Origin of the sequence: Halomonas sp. ALS9 (assembly GCF_001651035.1) — a bacterium.
In the GTDB taxonomy this organism is placed as follows: domain Bacteria; phylum Pseudomonadota; class Gammaproteobacteria; order Pseudomonadales; family Halomonadaceae; genus Vreelandella.
This window is the reverse complement of the sequence record NZ_LXRG01000054.1, coordinates 391,782-413,538: the sequence shown is the minus strand read 5'-3', so window position 1 is coordinate 413,538 and position 21,757 is coordinate 391,782. Positions and strand designations below refer to the sequence as shown.

18 protein-coding genes are annotated in these 21,757 nt (G+C 54.0%); 5 read left to right on the top strand and 13 right to left on the bottom strand.

Features of this window, described 5'->3' with window-relative positions; translation table 11 throughout:
- Positions 1-80: 80 nt before the first annotated feature.
- Both A6R74_RS03475 and A6R74_RS03470 read right to left on the bottom strand, forming a co-directional pair.
- A complete protein-coding gene (locus A6R74_RS03475; protein ID WP_082906578.1) occupies positions 81-674 on the bottom strand; it encodes a lytic transglycosylase domain-containing protein in 594 nt (197 codons plus the stop codon).
- Positions 658-2,376, bottom strand: a complete 1,719-nt coding sequence (locus A6R74_RS03470) for a proline--tRNA ligase (protein WP_064233058.1) — start codon at positions 2,374-2,376, stop codon at positions 658-660. The genes A6R74_RS03475 and A6R74_RS03470 overlap by 17 nt, the downstream gene beginning before the upstream one ends.
- A gap of 266 nt (positions 2,377-2,642) precedes the next feature.
- Here A6R74_RS03470 and A6R74_RS03465 point away from each other — a divergent pair, with 266 nt between their 5' ends.
- The gene (locus tag A6R74_RS03465; RefSeq protein ID WP_064233057.1) at positions 2,643-3,077 is read left to right on the top strand and encodes a hypothetical protein; all 435 of its coding nucleotides are present in this window, start codon (positions 2,643-2,645) and stop codon (positions 3,075-3,077) included.
- Between the two features lie 2 nt (positions 3,078-3,079).
- Here A6R74_RS03465 and nfo read toward each other — a convergent pair whose 3' ends face one another.
- Complete coding sequence (gene nfo / locus A6R74_RS03460; protein ID WP_064233056.1) at positions 3,080-3,922, bottom strand: deoxyribonuclease IV; 843 nt, start codon at positions 3,920-3,922, stop codon at positions 3,080-3,082.
- A 46-nt stretch (positions 3,923-3,968) separates the two neighbouring features.
- The gene (locus A6R74_RS03455; protein WP_064233055.1) at positions 3,969-4,724 is read right to left on the bottom strand and encodes a glycerophosphodiester phosphodiesterase family protein; all 756 of its coding nucleotides are present in this window, start codon (positions 4,722-4,724) and stop codon (positions 3,969-3,971) included.
- Between the two features lie 265 nt (positions 4,725-4,989).
- Here A6R74_RS03455 and A6R74_RS03450 point away from each other — a divergent pair, with 265 nt between their 5' ends.
- Positions 4,990-5,967, top strand: coding sequence for an NADPH:quinone reductase (locus A6R74_RS03450; protein WP_064233054.1), 978 nt, complete (start codon positions 4,990-4,992; stop codon positions 5,965-5,967).
- Here A6R74_RS03450 and A6R74_RS22615 read toward each other — a convergent pair.
- Complete coding sequence (locus tag A6R74_RS22615; RefSeq protein ID WP_125410281.1) at positions 5,951-6,163, bottom strand: hypothetical protein; 213 nt, start codon at positions 6,161-6,163, stop codon at positions 5,951-5,953. The genes A6R74_RS03450 and A6R74_RS22615 overlap by 17 nt on opposite strands.
- Positions 6,164-6,286: 123 nt before the next feature.
- Between A6R74_RS22615 and A6R74_RS03445 the strand changes: the two genes are divergently transcribed.
- From A6R74_RS03445 to glpK, 3 genes are all read left to right on the top strand, one after another.
- Complete coding sequence (locus A6R74_RS03445) at positions 6,287-8,260, top strand: SLC13 family permease (protein ID WP_064233053.1); 1,974 nt, start codon at positions 6,287-6,289, stop codon at positions 8,258-8,260.
- A 123-nt stretch (positions 8,261-8,383) separates the two neighbouring features.
- Positions 8,384-9,142, top strand: coding sequence for a DeoR/GlpR family transcriptional regulator (locus A6R74_RS03440; protein WP_035578823.1), 759 nt, complete (start codon positions 8,384-8,386; stop codon positions 9,140-9,142).
- A gap of 162 nt (positions 9,143-9,304) precedes the next feature.
- Positions 9,305-10,789 carry a glycerol kinase GlpK gene (glpK, locus tag A6R74_RS03435; protein ID WP_064233052.1) on the top strand — a complete coding sequence of 495 codons (1,485 nt, stop codon included), beginning with the start codon at positions 9,305-9,307 and terminating at the stop codon, positions 10,787-10,789.
- Between the two features lie 147 nt (positions 10,790-10,936).
- Here glpK and A6R74_RS03430 read toward each other — a convergent pair whose 3' ends face one another.
- The 8 genes from A6R74_RS03430 to A6R74_RS03395 form a co-directional block, all read right to left on the bottom strand.
- On the bottom strand, positions 10,937-12,577 hold the full coding sequence (locus A6R74_RS03430) for a glycerol-3-phosphate dehydrogenase/oxidase (RefSeq protein WP_064233051.1): 1,641 nt from the start codon (positions 12,575-12,577) through the stop codon (positions 10,937-10,939).
- A 127-nt stretch (positions 12,578-12,704) separates the two neighbouring features.
- Positions 12,705-14,483, bottom strand: coding sequence for an ABC transporter substrate-binding protein (locus A6R74_RS03425; RefSeq protein WP_064233050.1), 1,779 nt, complete (start codon positions 14,481-14,483; stop codon positions 12,705-12,707).
- Between the two features lie 121 nt (positions 14,484-14,604).
- Positions 14,605-14,877 carry a DUF2160 domain-containing protein gene (locus A6R74_RS03420; protein WP_064233049.1) on the bottom strand — a complete coding sequence of 91 codons (273 nt, stop codon included), beginning with the start codon at positions 14,875-14,877 and terminating at the stop codon, positions 14,605-14,607.
- Positions 14,878-14,889: 12 nt separating this feature from the next.
- Positions 14,890-15,786 carry a carbohydrate ABC transporter permease gene (locus A6R74_RS03415; protein ID WP_008956663.1) on the bottom strand — a complete coding sequence of 299 codons (897 nt, stop codon included), beginning with the start codon at positions 15,784-15,786 and terminating at the stop codon, positions 14,890-14,892.
- A gap of 1 nt (position 15,787) precedes the next feature.
- On the bottom strand, positions 15,788-16,675 hold the full coding sequence (locus tag A6R74_RS03410; protein WP_064233048.1) for a carbohydrate ABC transporter permease: 888 nt from the start codon (positions 16,673-16,675) through the stop codon (positions 15,788-15,790).
- Complete coding sequence (locus A6R74_RS03405) at positions 16,668-17,768, bottom strand: ABC transporter ATP-binding protein (RefSeq protein WP_064233047.1); 1,101 nt, start codon at positions 17,766-17,768, stop codon at positions 16,668-16,670. The genes A6R74_RS03410 and A6R74_RS03405 overlap by 8 nt, the downstream gene beginning before the upstream one ends.
- Positions 17,761-18,858 (bottom strand): ABC transporter ATP-binding protein, encoded by a 1,098-nt coding sequence (locus tag A6R74_RS03400; RefSeq protein WP_064233046.1) that lies wholly within the window; start codon positions 18,856-18,858, stop codon positions 17,761-17,763. Before A6R74_RS03400 ends, A6R74_RS03405 begins: the two co-directional genes overlap by 8 nt.
- A gap of 222 nt (positions 18,859-19,080) precedes the next feature.
- On the bottom strand, positions 19,081-21,573 hold the full coding sequence (locus A6R74_RS03395) for an acyl-CoA dehydrogenase (protein WP_064233045.1): 2,493 nt from the start codon (positions 21,571-21,573) through the stop codon (positions 19,081-19,083).
- Positions 21,574-21,757: the final 184 nt, after the last annotated feature.

Below are 21,757 nucleotides of genomic sequence, written 5' to 3'. Positions count from 1 at the left end.
TAGCTGACACAGTGTTGAGCTTTATAGTGAATGGATTAGGCAGAAAAGTCATGCGTTTGGCTTAACGGTAAGCCAACAGTTTAACGCAGGGTGGGGTGGCGCCAGGTCTCTCGCCAAGCACGCATGATTCGCTCCGGGTACCAGGTTTGCCCCAGGCTACCGTTATAGCGGGCTAGAGCACGCGTAAAGTCGCCATTTTCAATGGCTAGATAGTGCGCCAAAATCGTACAGCCATAGCGCAGATTGCGCGGCGGATAGGTTAAATCATCAATCGGCAGCCCCAGCTCGCTGACCCAGAAAGGCATGATTTGCATCAAGCCGACGGCACCTGCTGAGGAGACAGCATTGGCTTTGAAGGCGCTCTCTACCTGAATCAAGGCGAGCACTAAATCCGGTGGTAAGACTGCCAGTCTGGCTTCTTGATAGATGCGGGTTAGCAGCGTCTCGCGCTGCACGGCGTCATCCATAAAACGCGCCAGTGGAATGTCCATGCGTTCACGCCACTGGCGCGCTACCCGCTGTTGTTGGGGCGTTTGATGCTGCTGGTTGGCGGCTTCAAAGGTAGGGCGCAGGGGTTGGGGTAGCGGCTGAGCCGCAACGGGGTTTGTCGCTACAAACCCTGCGCTGCTCAGCAGCACCCCGCTAAGCGTTACTGCTTTAGCTAGCTTTCTCACGCAAAAAGTCGATGATTTGATCCGCAGGCACCATGGTGGCTTCGCTATCTCGGCGACCTTTATATTCCAGTTCGCCGTTGTCCAGGCCGCGGTCGCCGATCACCAAGCGGTGGGGAACGCCCATCAATTCCAGATCAGCAAACTTAACGCCGGGACGGGTGTCGCGGTCATCCAACAATACATCTAAGCCTGCAGCGGTTAGCGCTTGGTAAAGACGTTCAGACTCTTCACGCACACGCTGGGATTTGTGCGCATTCATCGGTACCAGTGCCACCTGGAACGGCGCAATGGCGTTAGGCCAGATAATGCCGGATTCGTCGTGGTTCTGCTCAATAGCCGCGGCTACTACTCGGGTCACGCCGATGCCGTAGCAACCCATCCATGGGTGGCTGGTCTTGCCATTGTCGCCTAACACGTTGGCGTTCATGGCCTGAGAGTACTTTTGACCTAGCTGGAAAACGTGGCCAACCTCAATCCCACGCTTGATAGAGAGCGTGCCTTGGCCGTCTGGCGAAGGATCGCCTTCCACCACATTGCGCAGGTCGGCCACTTCGGGCAGGGCAACGTCGCGCTCCCAGTTAATGCCGAAGTAGTGTTTATCGTCCACATTGGCGCCGGCGCCGAAGTCACTCATCAGCGCTACGCTGCGGTCAATAATGACCGGCATTTTCAGGCCTACCGGGCCAAGTGAGCCGGGGCCAGCGCCAACCGCGGCGCGAATCTCTTCTTCACTTGCCATGGTCAGCGGCGCTTCCACTTGCGGAAGGTTTTCGGCTTTTACCTCGTTTAGCTCATGATCGCCGCGCACCAACAGGGCGATAAGGCCACCTTCGGCGGCATGCACCATCAATGTTTTAACCGTTTTCTCAATCGGCAGCTCGAACTGTTCAACCAGGGCGGCAATGGTCTTGGCGTTAGGCGTATCTACCAGATGCATCTCTTGGGTAGGCGCTTCACGCTGCACGTTGCTGCCCAGCGGAGCAGGCAGAGCTTCGGCCTTTTCCATGTTTGCGGCGTAGTCTGAAGAGTTGGAAAAAACGATGTCGTCTTCGCCGGAGTCCGCGAGCACGTGGAACTCGTGGGAGCCGGTACCCCCGATAGAGCCGTTATCGGCGATAACTGGGCGGAAGTCGAGGCCAAGGCGCGTGAAAATACGCGTGTAGGCATCGTACATATCTTGGTAGGTTTGCTTCAGCGAGGCTTCATCCAGGTGGAAGGAGTAAGCGTCCTTCATAATGAATTCACGAGAGCGCATCACCCCAAAACGCGGACGGATCTCGTCGCGGAATTTGGTTTGGATCTGATAGAAATTGATCGGCAACTGCTTGTAGCTGGCGATCTCTTTACGTACCAGATCAGTGATGACCTCTTCGTGGGTCGGGCCGACGCAGTAGTCGCGGTCATGGCGATCTTTCAGACGTAACAACTCAGGGCCGTACTGCTCCCAACGACCAGACTCTTGCCATAGTTCGGCGGGCTGTACGGCGGGCATGAGAACCTCTTGAGCACCGGCGCGGTTCATCTCTTCGCGCACAATGGCTTCCACCTTGCGCAGTGTACGCAGGCCAAGTGGCAGCCAGGTGTAAAGCCCAGAGGTTAAGCGGCGAATCATCCCAGCGCGGAGCATTAGCTGGTGGCTAATGACTTCGGCGTCAGCCGGGGTTTCTTTTAGAGTGGCAATCAATAGTTGGCTGGCGCGCATGGGCGTTAGCATTCCTTGGTTTTGAAAACAGGTTTTGAAAACAGGTTTCTGGAAAAAGTTCTTGAAAAAGTGCTTAAAAGCGTTGAATCCTGGCATTGTACGGCCTAGCGGTTGAAGCGGCAAAATAGTCCTTATCGCTAAATCATCTATGCTTGTGGATGGCTGTGCTAAACTTATCGAGTTTTATGGCGCGGTAGTCGGCAAAAAAACCAAAGCGCAATACGCTATATCGGCTATCGTTACTTTTTTTGTTTGAGGGAACCTTCATGCATCAAGCAGTTCGTCGCTGGTTGACTGGCGCCGTGGTTGGCGTTTCCATCGTGTCTTTGAGTGGTTGTGGTACGCTCTTTCATCCTGAGCGTAAGGGCCAATTGAGCGGTGATATTGACCCGGTTATTGCTGTCGCTAATGGGGTAGGTTTACTGTTTTTTATCGTACCCGGAGTAATTGCCTACGCCGTGGATTTCTCTAATGGCACCATCTACTTGCCGGGCCGCAACAGTGCTTCAGTAGATGTTCACCACTTAGACGACGCTATGGATGTAGCTTCCCTGGAAAAACTGCTGTCTGAAACAGCCGGTCAGCCAGTGAGTTTAGAGAGCGAACTGGTGATGATTGAAGAGATGAGCAGCTTGGATGAAGCGCTCGCCATGGTGCGCATGTCAGGCGTACTGGATGAAGAGAAGCTTTCAGCGATGTAAAACTAAGCGATTTGAGCGCGCAGCCAAGCTATTTCATCAGCCCAGATCTCGGGTTCGATAGTCTCCAGGATCATGGGGATGTCGCTAATCCGGGGTTCCTGCATGATGGTGGTAAAAGCGGGTAGGCCAATGTTGCCTTTACCCAGGCTATGGTGGCGATCTACACGGCTGGCAAGGGCACTTTTAGCATCGTTTAAATGCATGCCGCGCAAATACTCAAAACCGACAACGCTAGCTAATTCATCAAGCGTTGCTTGGGCTGCCTCTGCAGTGCGCAAATCGTAGCCCGCCGCAAAGGCGTGGCAGGTATCAATACACACTCCTACGCGGGTTTTATCGTCTACGTGGGCAATGATTTCGGCTAGATGCTCAAAGCGCCAGCCTAGGTTGGTGCCTTGTCCCGCCGTATTTTCAATCACCGCTGTGACCCCTTGGGTATGCGCAAGCGCTTCGTTAACGGATTCTGCAATACGCTTCAAGCAATCGCTTTCGCTGATTTTATTTAAGTGACTGCCGGGGTGAAAGTTAAGCAGAGTCAGCCCTAATTGCTCGCAGCGCTGCATCTCATCAAGAAAGGCATCTCGAGATTTGCGTAGTCCTTCCTGCTCAGGGTGGCCAAGATTAATCAGATAACTGTCGTGGGGCAGAATCTGCTCTGGGGCGAAGCTATGCTCGGTGCAGGCGTCACGAAAGGCTTGAATCGCTTCATCGGTGAGCGGCTTACCTTGCCACTGGCGCTGATTTTTAGTGAATAGCGCAAAGGCATCCGCGCCGATGGCTACCGCTCGGTGTACGGCTTGGTCTGCGCCGCCAGCGGCACTCACGTGGGCTCCTAAGTACTTCACGGTAGACTCCTTGTCGGTGCTTGAGCTTATCAAGCGGTTGAACTTATCAATGGCTATCTAAAAAGCGCTTAAACGCGGCGGGCTCATCGGTGATAACGCTGCCGATACCCCACGCCCAGCGGCTATGAAAGGCGCTGGGGTCATTGGCGGTATAGCACATTATTTGATAGCCATCGCGCTGCATCGCGTCGGCTTGGGCGCGCTTTAAGCGTGGCCAGTGAGGGTGCACACTGAATGCCTCAATGGCCTCGCACTGCTCACGCCAATTTTTGGGCACGCTACCGAACAGCACGCCTAGGGCCAGCTGCTCTGTGTTGGCAAACTGACGGCAGTGGCTAAGGGCGCTGGCATTGAAGGATGAGATGATCAGACGCTCGGGGGGGAGTGTGTCCAACATTTCCGGTAGGGCACGTTCAACCAGCGCAATAGGGTCGCGGCCTTTGTTGACCTTTATTTCCATATTCACGCCCATCTCCAGCTCGTTAAGCAGTGCCAGCATTTGCGCCAAACTGGGCATTTTCTCACCAGAAAAACGGTCGTCAAACCAGCTGCCTGCATCCAGCGTTTGCGCCTTAGCCCAATTCATGGAGGCCAGACTGCCGCGTCCGTTTGAGCAGCGCGCGACGTCGCTGTCGTGCCAAATTACCGGGGTGCCGTCACCCAGCAGTTGCACATCCAGCTCGACCCATGTGGCCCCCGCTTGGTGAGCAGCGCGCACTGCTGCTAAGGTATTTTCTGGGGCGGCGGCGGAGTAGCCGCGGTGGGCAATAAGTGCGGGTACTTGAATGGCGGGATGCGTCATGACAAATCTCTAAGCCTTAGACGATAAAAGAGCACTAATACTAGCACGAGTGCATGACAGCAGGATTTCATCTCTTTTGTGGTTTGATTCTTAAATCCTTAAATTCTAGGCCTTTAAAACCCTAGATTTAAATTCCGCTGGTAAAAAGATAGAGGAAAAAAACGCTAGCGTGCTAGCTTGATTTAAACGCCGCGACGCGCTTGTATTACGGTACCTGTTGCTGTGTTGACTATTAAAAAACTCAATAAGTTATAAGGAAATACTCATGTCTAAGCGTATCCAATTTGCCAATACCGGCGGTTCTGAGGCGCTCGAACTGGTTGACGTTACTCCCGCTGAACCTGGTCAGGGGGAAGTGCGTATTGCCAATAAGGCTATCGGCCTTAATTTTATCGATATCTATTTTCGCACCGGGCTTTATCCAGCGCCCTCTATGCCGTCTGGGCTAGGCACTGAGGGGGCCGGCGTTGTCGAGGCGGTTGGCGAAGGTGTTACACATCTAAGCGTGGGTGACCGCGTTGCCTATGCGCAAGGCCCTTTGGGCGCCTATGCCGAACTGCATACGTTGCCTGCGGCTAAAGTGGTCAAGCTACCTGACTTCGTTGATTTCGACACCGCCGCGGCGAGTATGCTGAAAGGCCTAACCGTGCAGTATCTGCTCCGCCAAACCTATGAACTAAAAGGCGGTGAAATCATTCTATTTCACGCCGCGGCTGGTGGGGTGGGGTCAATTGCCTGTCAGTGGGCAAAGTCATTGGGCGTAAAGCTGATCGGTACCGTGAGCTCACAGGAAAAAGCAGACCTAGCCATGGCTAACGGCGCCTGGGCGACGATCAACTACAGCGAAGAGAATGTGGTTGAGCGAGTACGTGAGCTCACCAATGGCGACATGTGCGATGTAGTGTATGACTCGGTGGGTAAAGACACCTGGGAAATGTCGCTGGACTGCCTAAAACCCCGTGGACTGATGGTCAGCTTTGGCAACGCCTCTGGCCCGGTGGATGGCGTTAATATCGGTATTCTGAATCAGAAGGGCGCACTCTACGTGACGCGCCCCAGCCTAAATGGATACGCCGACACCCGCGAGCGCTTGGAGATGATGTGCGAAGAGTTCTTTGCCATGCTGAAAAGCGGCAAAGTCAAAATAGATATCGCCAATCGCTACCCCTTGGCAGAAGCGGGCAAAGCTCAAGACGCGCTGCAAAGCCGTCAAACCACTGGGTCTACTATTTTGTTGCCTTAGCAAGCGTATTGTATCTGACGTTATTTTTGAAAAGAGGAGCAGACTCAGTTTGTAAGCGTCTTGCGATGCGATGAAATCCTGCAAGCCGCTGTTTATTTAAACCTGCTGTTACTCTAAAGAACAGGCACTTCCTTAGCAGCTCGGCATTGCCGAGCTGCTCTGCTTTTATACGATAGGCGTTGATAAAACTATCCATTTGCAGGGGCTATACGTGTGTATAGTAAACGTCTAATGTGCAGGAGAAATGTCATGCTATGGGCGTGGCGTGCACCAACCGTAGGCTGCCCCTATCAAGCGGTGGCAAGGGAGTAGGAAAAGGATGTCGGCTGAGAACTTAAGTGTTGAAAGCTCAGGTGCACAGGGCTCTGGGGTTGAGAATTCAGGTGTTGAAAGCGTAAGCATTGAGTCGTTAGATCTTGGTTGGTTAACACTCGCGCCGAGCACGCTGGTGTTTATTGTGCTTGGACTGACGCTTGCCGCGTTTATCTGGGGGCGATTCCGTTATGATTTAGTGGCACTAACGGCGTTACTAGGTTCGGTCATGCTTGGGCTTGTTCCAGCCGGAAGTGCGTTCACTGGTTTTGGCCATCCGGCGGTGATTACCGTGGCCGCTGTGCTGGTGCTTAGTCGGGGGTTCGAGCGCTCGGGCGTGGTCGATATTATTTCCAATCAAGTGCTTAAAGTAGGTGAAAACCTGCTGCTACAGCTCCTGGTATTGGTGGGCACCATCGTACTGTTATCGGGTATTATGAATAACGTGGGCGCCTTAGCGCTGTTGCTACCGGTGGCCATGCGACTTGCCCGCGAGCACAACACGTCTCCCTCTCTACTGCTTATGCCGCTAGCGTTTGGTTCTTTGCTCGGCGGTTTGACCACCTTGATTGGCACCCCGCCCAATATCATTATTTCCAGCTATCGCCGGGAGGTTACGGGTGAAGCGTTTAGCATGTTTAGCTTTTCGCCGGTCGGTATCGCGGTTGCGCTAGCAGGGTTGGCGTTTATCGTTCTGGTCGGTTGGCGTTTGACGCCCAAGCGTAGTGGCCAGGCCTCCACCGATGAAATGTTCGATACCGCCAACTATCTGGTGGAGTTGAAAGTGGGCGAAGCGTCAAAAGCCAAAGGCTTGACGCTTCAGCAGTTACGCGATGAGCTGGATGAAACCATTCCCGTGTTAGCGGTGGTTCGAGATGACAACCGTCGTGCTGGCTATAACTTCCACGGTGCCTTAGAAGAGGGCGATATACTGCTGTTGGAGGCAGGGCCCGACGAACTGCAAATGCTGGAAGACAAAGTGGGGCTCAGCGCGATCGCTGAGCTTGAGGAAGAACTGGAGGACGATTCAGAAGCGCAAGACGTTGAGCATTCAGCCAGCGGCAAAGAGGCTGGTAAGGCTAAAAAGAAAGATGCTGCACAGGACCCGCAGCGGGTAGATACCGAGGGCCTGCAACTCATTGAGGCCGTGGTGCGTAATGACTCTATGATGATTAACCGTAGCGTGCGGCAGCTACGCCTAAACCATCAGTTTGGGCTGCACTTGGTGGCCGTTGCCCGGGATGGCGGGCGATTGAAGCAGCGGTTGCGGGATATCCGCTTCAAGAACGGTGATGTTTTGCTGTTGCAGGGCAGCGAAAATGAAATTTCAGACAGTCTGGCCTCGCTGGGGTGTCTGCCGCTGGCTAGCCGCGAATTGCACCTGGGGCAGCCGCGTAAGCTGGCCATGTCGGTGGCTATTTTTGCCTTGGCGATCACGGCGATGCTGTTTGATCTACTTCCGGCTGCCGTGGCCATGAGTAGCGCTGCACTAATTTCGTTACTGATTGGCGTGTTACCGTTACGCGAAGGGTATCAAGCCATTGATGGCCCCGTCATCGTGTTGCTAGCGGCAATGATCCCCGTGGGCGAAGCATTAGAGACCAGCGGCGGCGCCGATTTGATTGCCAACGCGCTGCTAAGTTTTGGCAGTGACTGGCCGGTCGTCGTCACCATGATCGGGCTGTTTTTACTCTCTATGCTGCTATCTAATGTGGTTAACAACGCAGCGGCGGCGCTGCTGATGGCGCCTATTGCGGTGAGTTTAGCCAATGGCTTCGATGTCTCACTCGACCCGTTCTTGATGGTGGTGGCCGTTAGTGCTTCCTGTGCTTTTTTAACCCCTATCGGACACCAATCCAATACGTTGGTGATGGGGCCTGGTGGCTACCGGTTTGGCGATTACTGGAAACTAGGCCTGCCGCTGTCATTGGTGGTACTGGTGGTTGCGATCCCGCTAATTTTGTTGGTGTGGCCGCTTTAGTAAGCATTATCACACTTCACTGTCGGTTTGGCGCCTGTGGAATTGTTTGAAGAAAGCTATTAGATTTCGAAAATTTTGCTAGATTATGTTCAGATATCAATAATAAACGAACAGGCCGGGCTCATGAATCAACAATTTCGTCAGGATGCCATTGTCGAGCTGGTTCGCCAGCACGGTTACATGAGTATTGAACAGCTCACTGAGCATTTTGCCGTGACACCGCAAACTATTCGTCGTGATTTGAATACCCTGGCGGATGAAGGCCGGGTTAGACGCGTCCATGGCGGGGTAGGCATTGAGTCAAGCACGGTGAATACCGCTTACAGCACGCGTAAGACGCTCCATCTGGAAGAGAAAGAGCGCATTGCCCGCTGTTTAGCCCAGCACATCCCTAATCACTCCTCACTGTTTATTAATATCGGCACCAGTAATGAAGTGATTGCTCAAGCGCTGTTAGAGCACCAGGGCCTTGAGATTATCACCAACAACCTTAACGTGGCTGCCATCCTGCAGCATAAAGAGGATTTCACCGTGATTATTGCCGGTGGCCAGGTGCGCTCCCGGGACGGGGGCATTATTGGCGAAGCCACTATCGACTTTATCAACCAGTTCAAAGTGGATTACGGCATTATCGGCATCAGCGGTATTGACGAGGATGGCTCGCTGCTGGAGTTTGACTACCAGGAAGTGCGCGTTGCCCAGGCAATTATTGCCAATTCCCGACGCATCTATTTGGCGGCGGACTACTCTAAATTCCATCGTAATCCGGTCGTGCGGCAGGGTAATCTGGAACAGCTGGATGCGTTATTTACTGACCGCAAGCCGCCAGAAGCGATTCAGCGTTTGCTAAATCAGCACGATGTGGCGCTGTACATTGCTTGACGAGATCGCTTGACGAGATCGCTTGATGAGATCGTTTAATAAGATTGCTTAATGAGGTAGTTTCGGCCTTGAGCATTTTGGATGGCTGGAGTAGCCTTGAATCATAATAAAGCGAAAGTAAGTATACAAAATCGAAAGACAATACAACAAAGTGAACTCGATATGTCCTCTTTTATACTCGCCATTGATCAAGGTACCACCAGCTCCCGCGCCATTCTGTTTGATCGCCAAGGCCAAGTGGCCGCTGTTGCCCAGCAGGAATTCACCCAGCATTTTCCCCATGACGGCTGGATTGAGCACAACCCCGAAGACATCTGGGAAACGGTGGTGGCGACCTGTCGGGACGTCATGCACAACGCTAAGGTTTCCGCTGACCAAATAGCTGGCATCGGTATTACCAACCAACGGGAAACCACAATTCTTTGGGATCGGGAAACCGGTAAACCACTCTATAACGCCATCGTTTGGCAGGATCGCCGCACTTCAGATTTGTGCCAGTCGCTGCGCGATAAAGGCCACACCGAGGTTGTTCAAGCGAAAACGGGTCTTTTAATTGACCCCTATTTTTCGGCTACGAAGCTTGCCTGGATATTAGATAACGTTGAGGGTGCCAGGGAGCGCGCTGAACGGGGCGAGCTGGCATTCGGTACGGTGGATAGCTTTTTAATCTGGCGGCTGACGGGTGGCCAGCAGCACGTGACTGATGCCACGAATGCTTCGCGTACGGCGCTGTTTAATATCCATACCCAGGAGTGGGATGCAGAGCTGCTGACGCTGTTTAATATTCCCGCTAATTTACTGCCCGAGGTGAAAGACTCAAGCGATGATTTTGGCACCACCGAAGCGCACTGGCTGGGCGTTTCGCTGCCCATTGCTGGGGTAGCGGGGGATCAGCAGGCTGCTTTAGTGGGGCAGGCGTGCTTTCAGCCGGGGATGGGCAAAAGTACCTATGGCACCGGCTGTTTTATGATTGTGAATACCGGTGAAACGCCGTCGCTGTCGCGTAATCGCCTATTGACCACGATTGGCTATCGGCTTAACGGTAAGCCGACCTACGCCATGGAGGGCAGCATTTTTGTGGCCGGGGCGACGGTGCAGTGGTTGCGCGATGGCCTAAACCTGTTTGCCGACGCATCGGAAACCGAAGCTTTGGCCCAGCAGACCCGCAGTGGCCACAGTGTTTATCTCGTGCCCGCCTTTACCGGCTTAGGCGCTCCCCACTGGGATCCGAAAGCACGCGGCGCTATTTTTGGCTTAACTCGTGATACCGGCATCGCTGAAATAGTGGCCGCTGGCCTGCAAGCGGTGTGCTATCAAACCCGCGATTTACAACACTGTATGAACGACGATATGGAGGCAACGCCAGGCACGTTACGCGTCGATGGCGGCATGGTAAAGAATAGCTGGGTTATGCAGTTTCTTGCCGATATGCTGGGTGTTCAGGTAGATCGACCAACTATTTTGGAGACCACCGCACTTGGCGCTGCTTACTTAGCCGGTCTGCGTCTAGGTTGGTATCAAACGCTGGAAGAGATCGAGCAGTTGTGGCGTTGTGAGAAGAGCTTTATGCCGACGATGGAAGAGACTACCCGCGAGCAGCTCTATCAGGGCTGGTTGGACGCCGTTTCACGCGTGCGCTCCACCTAATTAAGGCTCAGTCGCTGTCGCTTAATGACAGTTCTTAATTACTGCTTTGTTTAAACACTCTAAAGCCCCCTCATTGGTATGAGGGGGCTTTTTAAGTTTATTCACTGAATATGCTTAATCATTGAATATATTTAATCAATAAAGAGGTTAAACCACTGAAGAACTAGGCGGTAACGCAGTATCGCGATTTTGTTCAAAATATTGGTTAAAACGCTCGTCAGCGTCGTCGCCAAATAGTACGCGGCATGCCTCTTTTAAGCCTGTGGATTGGCGTAAGTGCTCGTGAGGTACCACCAGTGAGACTTTTGCGCGACGGCGCAGGAAGTCCTCAAGCTGGGTGATCATTTCGTGGTCGCGGGCATGCTCAATTTCGCAGCGGATGTACTCAGTGCCTTCGATTAAAATTTCTCCCTGAGCGGGATCCTGACGAATTTTTTCAAGCATCTGTATGGCTTGATCGGCGTAGCGGCGCCAAAGCCGAGTGGAGAGCAATTCCGACGAGGTAGAGGCCGTCATGGCATCCAGGTTCATGCGCTTGGCTTGATCCATAAATTGCTGCTTCACTGGCTTGGGGGGTTCTCCGTACCACATGAAATTGGGGTCTGACAGTGAAACGCCCAAGTGGCTAATTTCTTCGGCAATCTCATCGCCAACGTTCAAACAGTCGGTCAGCTTGCCGCCAAAGATACTGATGTGGGCGCTTTCGGTGTTGGTATCAACCACATGCTTGCGGGAGAGTTGAAGAAAGTCGCGATCACTACCCTGGTCATCTTTGATGGCTAACGGTCGAACGCCGCAGCGGGTTGAGATAATGTCGTTCTGGGTAAGCGGTTTAGCTAAGGTTAGGCGCTTATTGATATTTTCCAGCACAAAGGCGATATCGTCAGCGGTAACGTCCACTTCTGGATGCTCCATATGGGTGTCGGTAGTGCCGATACAGGTGCGGTTACCCATGGGAATAACAAAAAACAGCCTTCCATCGTCGGCGAAAAATGCCAGCACCCGCTGAGAATCAGTTAGCTGCGGAACGATGAGGTGGATGCCCTTGGAGTAGAGGTGATGGTGGGTGGTCTTTTGGCCGGTGAGCTCGTTATGCTGATCGACCCAGGGGCCGGCGGCGTTGATCAACACCTTGGCACGTATATCGAAAGTGCTGCCATCCATTACGTTGCGGGCTTTAGTCACCCATAGGTCGCCCTCGCGCTCGGCGCCGAGTGATTCGACATAATTAGCAGCGATGGCACCATAGTTAAGTGCATGGCGCACAAAGTTAAATACAAAACGGGCGTCATTGTCGTGGAGGTAAGCATCGGAGTACTCGAAGCCGCCAATGGAGTCTTCGATATCAATAATCGGCTCTTGCTGCTTAATTTTGCTCGGCGAGAGCAGGCGCGGCAGTTTCGTGAAGCCATTGCCCATTAACCAGTACAGCCAGGTGCCCGCCCACAGGTAGCGAGGTGAGTGGCGGAAACCTTTGGAAATAGTGGTCAGGAAACGAATTTCCTGCACCGTGGAAGGGTAGCTCTTAATCAAGTGATTGCGGCTTTTGCACAGCTTGCGAACCAGCGCGAAATCCTTGCTTTCCATATATTTAATGCCTCCCCACACTAGGTTGGAGGAGTGCATGCTGGTACTGCCCGCGAAGTCGCCGCGGTCAATCAGCGCGACTTTTGCGCCTTTGCCAGCCAGCGCCGCCGCTGTGGCTGCGCCGTTAATACCGCCCCCGATAATCAGGGCATCAAAGGTCTCGCGAGGTAATTTTTCAATGTTTCTATTTCGCAGTTTCATAGCGGATCCAATTAACCAATAAATAGCCCTGTTGCTGTGGGTGTTTTCTGTTGTGCTATGGCCTGCCGCCAATGAAACCCTTGACAGGGCGGGCGGTTGCCCGCCCTGCAAGCGTTACGCGTGGTGATTATTGGCGCGTACCGGCTTCCATCCAGGCTTTCATCATTTCATCGTAAGGAACGGTGGTGCCCTGCGGCATTTCATTATCCAGCTTGGGTTTGGGCGAGCCCTCTTGATCCAGCCAGTACTGTGGATCCTGTTCCTCGTTGAGCAATGGCGCGTAGCTGTCGAAGACATTGGCGCGGGCCAGGCGATTCATGGTGCTGTCCATATCCGCTGCCAGCTTATCTAGACCTTCCTGAGGCGTAACTTCACCACTCATGACCGGCGCCAGGTTTTGCCACCACAGCGGCGCCATGCGTGGATAGTCAGGTACGTTGGTACCGGTAGGTGTCCAGTTCGACTCGTTGGGGCTGCGGTAGAATTCCACCAGACCGCCCAGTTTGGGCGCCATTTCGGTCATCTGCTCGGAGAAGATGTCCGATTCACGAATCGGCGTTAAACCGTGCATGAGTTTTTCCAGCGACACCGTTTTAGACACGGTGAACTGGCCGAACAGCCATGCCGCGGTGCGACGGTCTTCCGGCGTTGAGTCGAAGAATGTCCAGGCGCCTACATCCTGATAGCCGACTTTCATGCCCTCTTCCCAGTAAGGCCCAGTAGGGGAAGGTGCCATGCGCCATAGCGGATTGCCCTCATCATCGGTCACAGCGACCGCAGGGTCGGTCATGTCCGCAGTAAAGGCGGTGTACCAGAAGATTTGTTGAGCGATATGGCCTTGAGCAGGCACGGGGCCGGCTTCACCAAAGGTCATGCCTTGTGCCTCAGGCGGGGCAAAGTCACGCAGCCAATCGACCGCTTTTTGCATCGCAAATACTGAAGCAGGTGAGTTGGTAGCACCACCACGGCTGACGCTTGCGCCTACCGGCTGGCTGTCTTCGTTAACCCGGATACCCCAGTCATCCACCGGGTTACCGGAAGGGACGCCGGGGCTGCCCATACCTGCCATAGAGAGCCAGGAGTCGTGGAAGCGCCAGCCCAGCGACGGATCGCGGCGGCCGTAATCCATATGGCCGTATACCTTGGTGCCGTCTATCTCACCCACATGTTCGGAAAAGAATTCGGCGATGTCTTGATAGGCCGTCCAGTTAGTGGGCACCCCTAAGTCGTAGCCGTAAATCTCTCGGAACTGCTCCTGCAGGTCTTCGCGTTGGAACCAGTCATAGCGGAACCAGTAAAGGTTAGCGAACTGTTGAGTGGGCAGTTGAAAGAGGCTGCCGTCTGGCCCAGTGCCGTACTGCAAGCCAATAAAGTCGTCCAGATCCAGTGTGGGCAGGGTGTAGTCGGCCCACTCATTCTCCATTGCTTCCGACAGGTTGATGGTGGTGCCATAACGAATATGCGTGCCGATGGCGTCGGTGTCATTGACGAAACCGTCGTAGATGCTGTTGCCCGACTGCATCTGGTTTTGCATGGTGTCCACCACATCACCTTCACCGATGATATTGTGGGTCAGATTGATGCCGGTGAGTTCGCTGAATACTTCTGCAAGCACCTCGCTCTCATAAACGTGAGTCGTGAGACCCTCGGCCACTGTTTGGATATCCATGCCGCGGAAAGGCTCGGCGGCGTTGGCAAACCACATCAGCTCTTCGATCTGCTCTTCGCGGCTCAGGGTTGAGTTTTGGAAGTGCTCGTCGACCAAGCGTTCAGCGATGGCTCGAGTATCCTGCTCCTGCGCTGACAGCGTACCCGATGCCAGCAGCAAGCTGGCAGCGAGGGTTGTCAGTTTGAACTTAGTCAGTGTGGATTTAGTCAGTTTGGATTTATTGTAGCGCTTTTGCATGTTGACCTCGTTTTGTTGTGTTCTTCCTTGATGGCTTGGCCGTCCTTGATACCGATTAAACGCTGGTGGCTGATCTCAAGGGCTATTCCCAAGGGCTATTCCCAAGAGCTGACCCCAAGGGCTAGCCCCAGCGCATTAAAACCAGCAGCCATATGGCTGATACTGCTAGTGCTATCCAAATGGACAGTGAGGTGAAGCCAATCACGCCCAGATGGATAAATGCGGCAGAGAGCAGGCCGATAAACAGCCGATCCCCGCGAGTGGTGGCAATGGGTAAGAACCCTTTGCGCTCGATAGTGGGCGACAAAATCTCCCATACCGTCATACCTGCCAGCATGGCCGCAATTGATGAAAAGAATATGGCGGTGGGCACTGTCCATACCATCCAAGACATAGTGGGATCTCCTCAGGTACGGCCCAGGGCGAAGCCCTTGGCGATATGGTTGCGAACGAAGTAGACCACCAGTATGCCGGGAATAATGGTGAGTACCCCCGCAGCGGCCAGGGTGCCCCAGTCAATCCCCGAGGCTGTGGACGTACGTGTCATGATCATGCCGATGGGTTGCGCATCAGTGGCGGTCAACGTTCGTGCCAGCAGTAGTTCCACCCAGGAGAACATAAACAGGAAGAACAGCGTGACGCCGATACCGGAACGGATCATGGGGATAAAAATCTTGACGAAAAAACGCGGAAAGCTGTAGCCGTCGATATAGGCGGTTTCATCGATTTCTTTAGGTACGCTGCTCATAAAGCCTTCCAGAATCCAGATAGCCAGGGGGATATTGAATAGGCAGTGAGCCAACGCGACGGCAATGTGGGTATCAAACAAGCCCACCGAATAGTAGAGCTGGAAGTAGGGCAGCAGGAATACCGCCGGTGGCGCCATTAGGTTGGTCAGCAGCCAGAAAAACAGATGCTTATCGCCAATAAAGGTGTAGCGGCTAAAGGCATAGGCCGCCGGTAACGCGACGCAAATGGTGATGAGCATATTCATCGCCACGTAGAGCATCGAGTTAACGTAGCCCATGTACCAGCTTGAGTTGGTGAAGATGCCGATATAGTTATCAAAGGTCAGGTTCTGGGGCCACAGGGTCATGGAGCCAAGAATTTCGCTATTGGTCTGGAGCGACATATTGATTAGCCAGTAAATGGGCAGAATCATCAGCGCCAGATACAGGCCAAGCAAGATGCGCGAGCGCCAGTGGGCACGGGCGGTGCGGTTACGCCGCTTGGCCGGTGACACCTTACTAAAAATCGTGTTGTACTTTTCACCGCGCTGGGTGTTTTCGAGTTGATAGCTCATGTTAAGCACCTCCATGCGGCGGTTTGTCTTTCTGCATATTCATAATGGTGGTGTAGAACACCCAGCTCACCAGCAGAATGACCAGGAAGTAGATCAGCGAGAACGCTGCAGAAGGGCCTAAATCCTGCTGGCCGACCGCCATGGTGGTCAGGGATTGGCTTAAGAAGGTGGTGGCGCTACCCGGCCCGCCACCCGTTAGTACAAAGGGCTCGGCATAGATCATAAAGGAGTGCATAAAGCGCAACAGTACGGCGATCACCAGTACGTTGGTCAGCTTAGGCAGCTGGATATAGCGGAACACCGCCCATTTCGAGGCCCGGTCGATACGCGCTGCCTGGTAGTAAGCTTCGGGAATTGAGCGCAGGCCGCTGTAGCACAGCATGGCCACCAGAGGGGTCCAGTGCCACACGTCCATTAAAATGATCGTTACCCAGGCATCGCCCGCATTACGGGTAATATTGTATTCGACACCTAGCTGGCGCAGGCCCCAGCCCATTAAGCCGATATCGCCGCGGGTAAAGATTTGCCAAATACTGCCCACCACGTTCCAAGGGATTAGCAGCGGCAGGGTAATCAGGATCAGCACCGCCGAGGCCTGCCAGCCACGTTTAGGCATAATCAGCGCGATGCCGATCCCCAGCGGAATCTGAATAGCGAGAATAATCAGTGAAAACGATATTTGGCGCAGAAACGCTGCCTGCAGGGCGTCGTCATTGAGCATGCTTTGAAACCACTCGGTGCCGGTAAAGAAGCGTGCGTTGGGGCCGAGCACGTCCTGCACCGAGTAGTTGACTACGGTCATTAGCGGAATGATGGCGGAGAATGCCACCAACACCAGCATGGGTAGCACCAGTAGCCAGGCTCTGTTATTGGGTACTTTGTTATTCATGGCCAGCCTCCACCAGGTATTCATCGATATACAGCGCCACATGAGCAGCGTCGAAGTGCGCAAACGCCGTTTCTCCTACCGGCGGATGGCCTTCGGGCAGACGGGCTTTAAAGGTTTGCTCGTTGAGCTTGAAGGTCAGCAGGGAGTAAGTGCCGAGATCCTGAACGCTGGTCACTAGAATGGGCACGTTATCAGCCGTCTGGCTTGAAGAAATCACCGTAAACTCGGGACGGATACCCAACTTGATATTGGCCGAGCGAGCATTGGCGACTGCGTGCTTCATCTGTCCACTAACCGGCAGTGGCTGCGAGCCGAACATGACTTGATCGTCCCTAAATTCGACGGCCATAAAGTTCATCCCGGGGCTACTAATAAAGTAACCCACAAAGGTATGCGCCGGGCGCTCGAACAGCTCTCGGGGCGTGCCGAATTGCACCACCTGACCTTCATACATCACGGCAATTTTATCGGCGAAGGTGGAAGCTTCTAGCTGATCGTGGGTCACGTAGATCATGGTGATGTTAAAGCGCTCGTGAATCTCTTTGAGCTTGCGGCGTAGCTTCCACTTAAGCTGTGGGTCGATAACGGTGAGCGGTTCATCAAACAAAATGGCCGTGACGTCATCGCGAACCAAACCGCGGCCCATAGAGACTTTCTGCTTCTCATCGGCGGTCAGGTTTTTGGCTTTGCGATCCAATAGCGGGGTTAGCTCAAGAATATCGGCGACTTCGAGCACCTTGGGTTTCACCCGGTACTCGGGGGTATTCATATTGCGCAGGGGAAAGGCGAGATTGTCGAATACCGTCATGGTGTCGTAGATCACCGGGAACTGAAACACCTGGGCAATATTGCGCTCTTCAGGGGGCAGCTCATTGACTCGCTGACCATCAAACAGCACGTCACCTTCTGAGGGCTCAAGCAGCCCAGAAATAATGTTCAGCAGGGTCGATTTACCGCATCCAGAAGGGCCCAACAGGGCATAGGCGCCCCCTTGATGCCATACGTGATCCATCTGTCTGATGGCGTAATCCGCCGCACCCTTGGGCGTTTTTTCGTAGGAGTGGGCCAGGCCCTTTAGAGTAATCTCAGCCATGGGCAGCTCCTCCCTGACGTGCGGGAATATGTACCGTATGGCCCTGCTTGTCGAAGGCGTAAAGTTGGTGCGTAGGGAAGTACACTTTCAGGGGTTGATTAACACTAAACTGGTGAATGCCCGCTAAGTGCAGAACGAGAGGAAAGCGTTCGTGATGAACATGCAGGAAGGTTTCTGAACCACTGATTTCTGCCACATCTACATGCACATCCAGCGCCAGGTCATCGGTCTGCTGGGGCTGCAGCGTAAGGTGCGACGCCCGCACGCCAAAGTCGTAATCCCCGGGTTTAAGGCGCTTGAGGCCATCATCGCAGGGAAAATGCAGCGATTGGTCGAAGGTGATTTCGTTTTCGGTAAGCTGACCGGGAACAATATTGATCGGCGGCTCGGAAAACATTTCAGCGCTAAAGCGGCCATTCGGTTCGCGATAGACCTGCTCAGTAGGGCCGTATTGAAGAAGCTTGCCCTCATGCAGCACCGCTGTGTTGCCGCCCAGCGCTAACGCTTCATTGGGTTCGGTGGTGGCATATACCGCAATGCAGTTGCGCGCTTTGAATAGGTCACGCAATTCATCGCGTAGCTCTTCACGCAGTTTGTAATCCAGGTTGACCAGCGGCTCATCAAACAGTATTAACTCAGCATCCTTCACCAGTGCCCGGCCCATGGCGGTACGTTGCTGCTGGCCGCCGGAAAGCTCCTGGGGGTAACGATTGAGCAGCTGCTCGATATGCAGCATTTCAGCGATTTCGCAGACCCGCTTATCGATTTCGCTTTTAGGCTGTTTGGCTAGTTTGAGTGGCGAAGCAATGTTGTCGTACACGGTGAGACTGGGGTAGTTGATAAACTGCTGGTACACCATGGATACATTGCGTTTACGTACTGAGACGTTAGTGACGTCCTTGCCATCCATCATCACTTTGCCGCGGGTAGGTGGCTCAAGCCCCGCCATTAAGCGCATCAAGGTGGTTTTTCCGGCCAGCGTTCGACCCAACAGTACGTTGAAGGAGCCCGGCTCAAGGGCTAGGTCTATTCCGCTGATATGCGGCACACCGTTAACGATGTGATCGATATTTTGCAAATGTAAGGACATGCCGATCTCGCTAGCGTCGTTGTTATTGGATTATCGAAGAGTCTAGATTGTTTTCGTTTACGAAAGGCTAGTTGATCGTTTGCGAACTTGCAACGCGTTTTTGGCCCATTGGACTACGCATTTAGGCGTAGAAAGTGAAAATTTAGATTGTGAACACAAAAAAGCCAACTCCTGGGCAAAAGAGTCGGCTTTCTTTACAGATAACGCCTTGAAAAATAAGTATTACTTAACGTTTTCTTGTTCCTGCTTAGGCGCTGGCGCTGGCGCTGGCGTCGCGTTGTGATTGATCAGTGTGGATTTGTTCTTGGCAAAGGCATCGTAGGCGAAATCGTCCACGGTGAGCATTTCTAGCACTTCAGCCTCGAAGGTGCGCATAAACTCGGCTTCCTCAGCACTGATCAAGCCTTTTTCCAAGCCAGCCTCAACGCGTGCTTCAGGGTGTAGTGCCGTCTGCGGTAACTCGCCTTTGGCATAGGCCTTGTTGACGGTGCGATAGATTTTCTCGGCGCGGTCATAATCCACCAGCAGGGCGTTGTAGCGCGCCAGCGGGTTGCGCTGTTCACCGTCGTCCTTGTCCCAAGTGTTTTCCAACAGCTTGGTGCGCAGGGCGCTGTGAGTAGAAACACGCTGGGCGATATCGCGGGCCAGGTCGTCGTGGGGTTTGTTCCAGCGGCGGCCAGTAGGCATCACGACAGCGTTGAGCGTTTTGCCCAGCGCACGGTTGGGTAGATTATCGAAAATCTCTACAAACGCTTGCTCGGCACGCTGGAGCAAGTAGCGACAGCTGTAGTGCAGCAGCGCTTCTTCGCCTTCTACCTTGCTGCCTGCTTGCCACTGCTTGAGCACCATCGAAGTGAGGTAGAGGTTAGATAGCACATCCCCCAGCCGCGCAGAGATCATTTCGCGTTTCTTGAGTGCTGAGCCCAGGCTAGCCATGGCGGCGTCGGCACACAGGCCAAAGCCAGCGGAAAGGCGGGCAATGTCCTGAGCATAGATGGCGGCAGGGCCATCAAAGGGCACGCTGGCTTTACCGATGCCAAAGCCCAGAGTAAAGGCCCGCGCGGCGTTGCCAAAGATTAACCCTGCGTGACCGAAGAAGGCTTTATCGAACGCCTTCATATCGTTGGCGTCTTTGGCGGCCAGTTCTTCAAGCACGTAAGGGTGGCAGCGGATCGCGCCTTGACCGAAGATCATCAGGTTGCGGGTCATGATGTTGGCACCTTCCACGGTGATCGCCACCGGGTTGGCGCTATAGCCGATACCGAGGTAGTTACGCGGGCCAAGGGTAACCGCCTTGCCGCCGTGTACGTCCATGGCATCGCTAAGCAGTACGCGCTGGAACTCGGTTAGCTGGCTTTTCAGGATGGCCGAGGGCACCGCCGGCTTTTCGCCGTGGTCGATCATGTTGGCAGTTTGATACACGGTGGCCTGGGAGATATACGCAAGCGCCGCCATGCGAGCGAGGGGCTCTTGCACACCTTCCATTTCGGCCACCGGCACATTGAACTGACGACGAACGCGGGTGAAGCCGCCGCTCCAGCCTAGGGCATAGCGTGCGGTGCCAGTAGCGCCTGATGGCAGCGTGATGCAGCGGCCGATCGAGAGGCACTCCACCAGCATCCGCCAGCCTTGGCCGATCATGTCTGGGCCACCGATGATGGTATCCAGCGGTACAAAGACATCTTTACCAATGATCGGGCCGTTCATAAACGGGCTGCCGATGGGGTGGTGACGGCGGCCGATTTCCATGCCGTCGGTATCGCGGGGAATTAACGCCAGGGTAATACCGCGATCTTCTTCGTCACCGAGCAGTTTTTCCGGGTCAAACAGACGAAAGGCAAGGCCGACCACGGTGGCAATGGGCGCCAGAGTGATCCAGCGTTTTTCGAAGTTAAGGCGCAGGCCAAGCACTTCTTCGCCATTAATAGTCTGTTTGCAGACCACGCCAGTATCAGGCAGTGAGGTAGCATCAGACCCTGCGCGGGGGCCAGTGAGGCCAAAGCAGGGGATTTCACGGCCATCGGATAGGCGCGGCAGGTAGTGATCTTTTTGCTCTTGGGTGCCGTATTTAAGCAGTAGCTCACCAGGGCCGAGGGAATTGGGCACACCTACGGTGACCATCAGGGTTTCATTGGCGGAAAGCTTCTGCAGCACCATGGACTGCGCTTTGGCTGAGAAGCCAAGTCCGCCGTACTCCTTCGGAATAATCATGCCGAAGAAGCCTTCTGCTTTCAGGAAGTCCCACAGCTGCTGGGGCAGGTCGGCGCGCTCTTGGGCGATATCCCAGGCATTGCACATGCCAGCGGCTTTGGCGCACTGATTGGCCAAGAAGGCTTTTTCATCGTCGCGCAGGCCGTCGTCTTTAAAGGCGAGCAGCTTTTCCCACTGGGGCTTGCCTGAAAATAGCTCGCCGTCCCAAGAAACGCTGCCTGCTTCCAGAGCCGTTCGCTCGGTGGCGGAAACCTTGGGAGCAACTTTTTTAAAGGTGGCGAACAGGCGCGGCGTGAGCCACTTGCGACGAAATGCGGGCAGGCCAGCCACTGCCACGGCAGCTGCGCCAATCAGCAGCAGGACACCAATCACTTCCGCGTCAAACAGCAGGCCAACAAGGCCCAATACGCCAAGCACCGCTAGTGCCGCGGGGGCACCTGCTTCGCGACGCATTACGACGAGCAAGCCAGCAATGGCGAGCACGATAAGGAGTAGGGTGAGCATAGAGTCTCTCTCTGTTGTTGGCCTTTACTGCTGGCCAGCTGTTGTTAGATAAAGCTGATTCGGGAGCGGCAATAAAACCGTTAATCGAACACTTGTTTGAATATTGGCAGATGGAAGCCGCCTCGTGCAAGTATTTAGCCATGTTTAACGCTGCAAATGCGCTGTGCTCATAAAAAAAACGCCA

What these genes read in the sequence shown, in the direction of transcription:
- A6R74_RS03470 (WP_064233058.1), bottom strand. Translation starts at nt 2,376, where the DNA reads ATGCGCGCCAGCCAACTATTGATTGCCACTCTAAAAGAAACCCCGGCT.
- A6R74_RS03465 (WP_064233057.1), top strand. Translation starts at nt 2,643, where the DNA reads ATGCATCAAGCAGTTCGTCGCTGGTTGACTGGCGCCGTGGTTGGCGTT.
- A6R74_RS03455 (WP_064233055.1), bottom strand. Translation starts at nt 4,724, where the DNA reads ATGACGCATCCCGCCATTCAAGTACCCGCACTTATTGCCCACCGCGGC.
- A6R74_RS03450 (WP_064233054.1), top strand. Translation starts at nt 4,990, where the DNA reads ATGTCTAAGCGTATCCAATTTGCCAATACCGGCGGTTCTGAGGCGCTC.
- A6R74_RS22615 (WP_125410281.1), bottom strand. Translation starts at nt 6,163, where the DNA reads ATGGATAGTTTTATCAACGCCTATCGTATAAAAGCAGAGCAGCTCGGC.
- A6R74_RS03445 (WP_064233053.1), top strand. Translation starts at nt 6,287, where the DNA reads ATGTCGGCTGAGAACTTAAGTGTTGAAAGCTCAGGTGCACAGGGCTCT.
- A6R74_RS03440 (WP_035578823.1), top strand. Translation starts at nt 8,384, where the DNA reads ATGAATCAACAATTTCGTCAGGATGCCATTGTCGAGCTGGTTCGCCAG.
- glpK (WP_064233052.1), top strand. Translation starts at nt 9,305, where the DNA reads ATGTCCTCTTTTATACTCGCCATTGATCAAGGTACCACCAGCTCCCGC.
- A6R74_RS03430 (WP_064233051.1), bottom strand. Translation starts at nt 12,577, where the DNA reads ATGAAACTGCGAAATAGAAACATTGAAAAATTACCTCGCGAGACCTTT.
- A6R74_RS03425 (WP_064233050.1), bottom strand. Translation starts at nt 14,483, where the DNA reads ATGCAAAAGCGCTACAATAAATCCAAACTGACTAAATCCACACTGACT.
- A6R74_RS03420 (WP_064233049.1), bottom strand. Translation starts at nt 14,877, where the DNA reads ATGTCTTGGATGGTATGGACAGTGCCCACCGCCATATTCTTTTCATCA.
- A6R74_RS03415 (WP_008956663.1), bottom strand. Translation starts at nt 15,786, where the DNA reads ATGAGCTATCAACTCGAAAACACCCAGCGCGGTGAAAAGTACAACACG.
- A6R74_RS03410 (WP_064233048.1), bottom strand. Translation starts at nt 16,675, where the DNA reads ATGAATAACAAAGTACCCAATAACAGAGCCTGGCTACTGGTGCTACCC.
- A6R74_RS03405 (WP_064233047.1), bottom strand. Translation starts at nt 17,768, where the DNA reads ATGGCTGAGATTACTCTAAAGGGCCTGGCCCACTCCTACGAAAAAACG.
- A6R74_RS03400 (WP_064233046.1), bottom strand. Translation starts at nt 18,858, where the DNA reads ATGTCCTTACATTTGCAAAATATCGATCACATCGTTAACGGTGTGCCG.
- A6R74_RS03395 (WP_064233045.1), bottom strand. Translation starts at nt 21,573, where the DNA reads ATGCTCACCCTACTCCTTATCGTGCTCGCCATTGCTGGCTTGCTCGTC.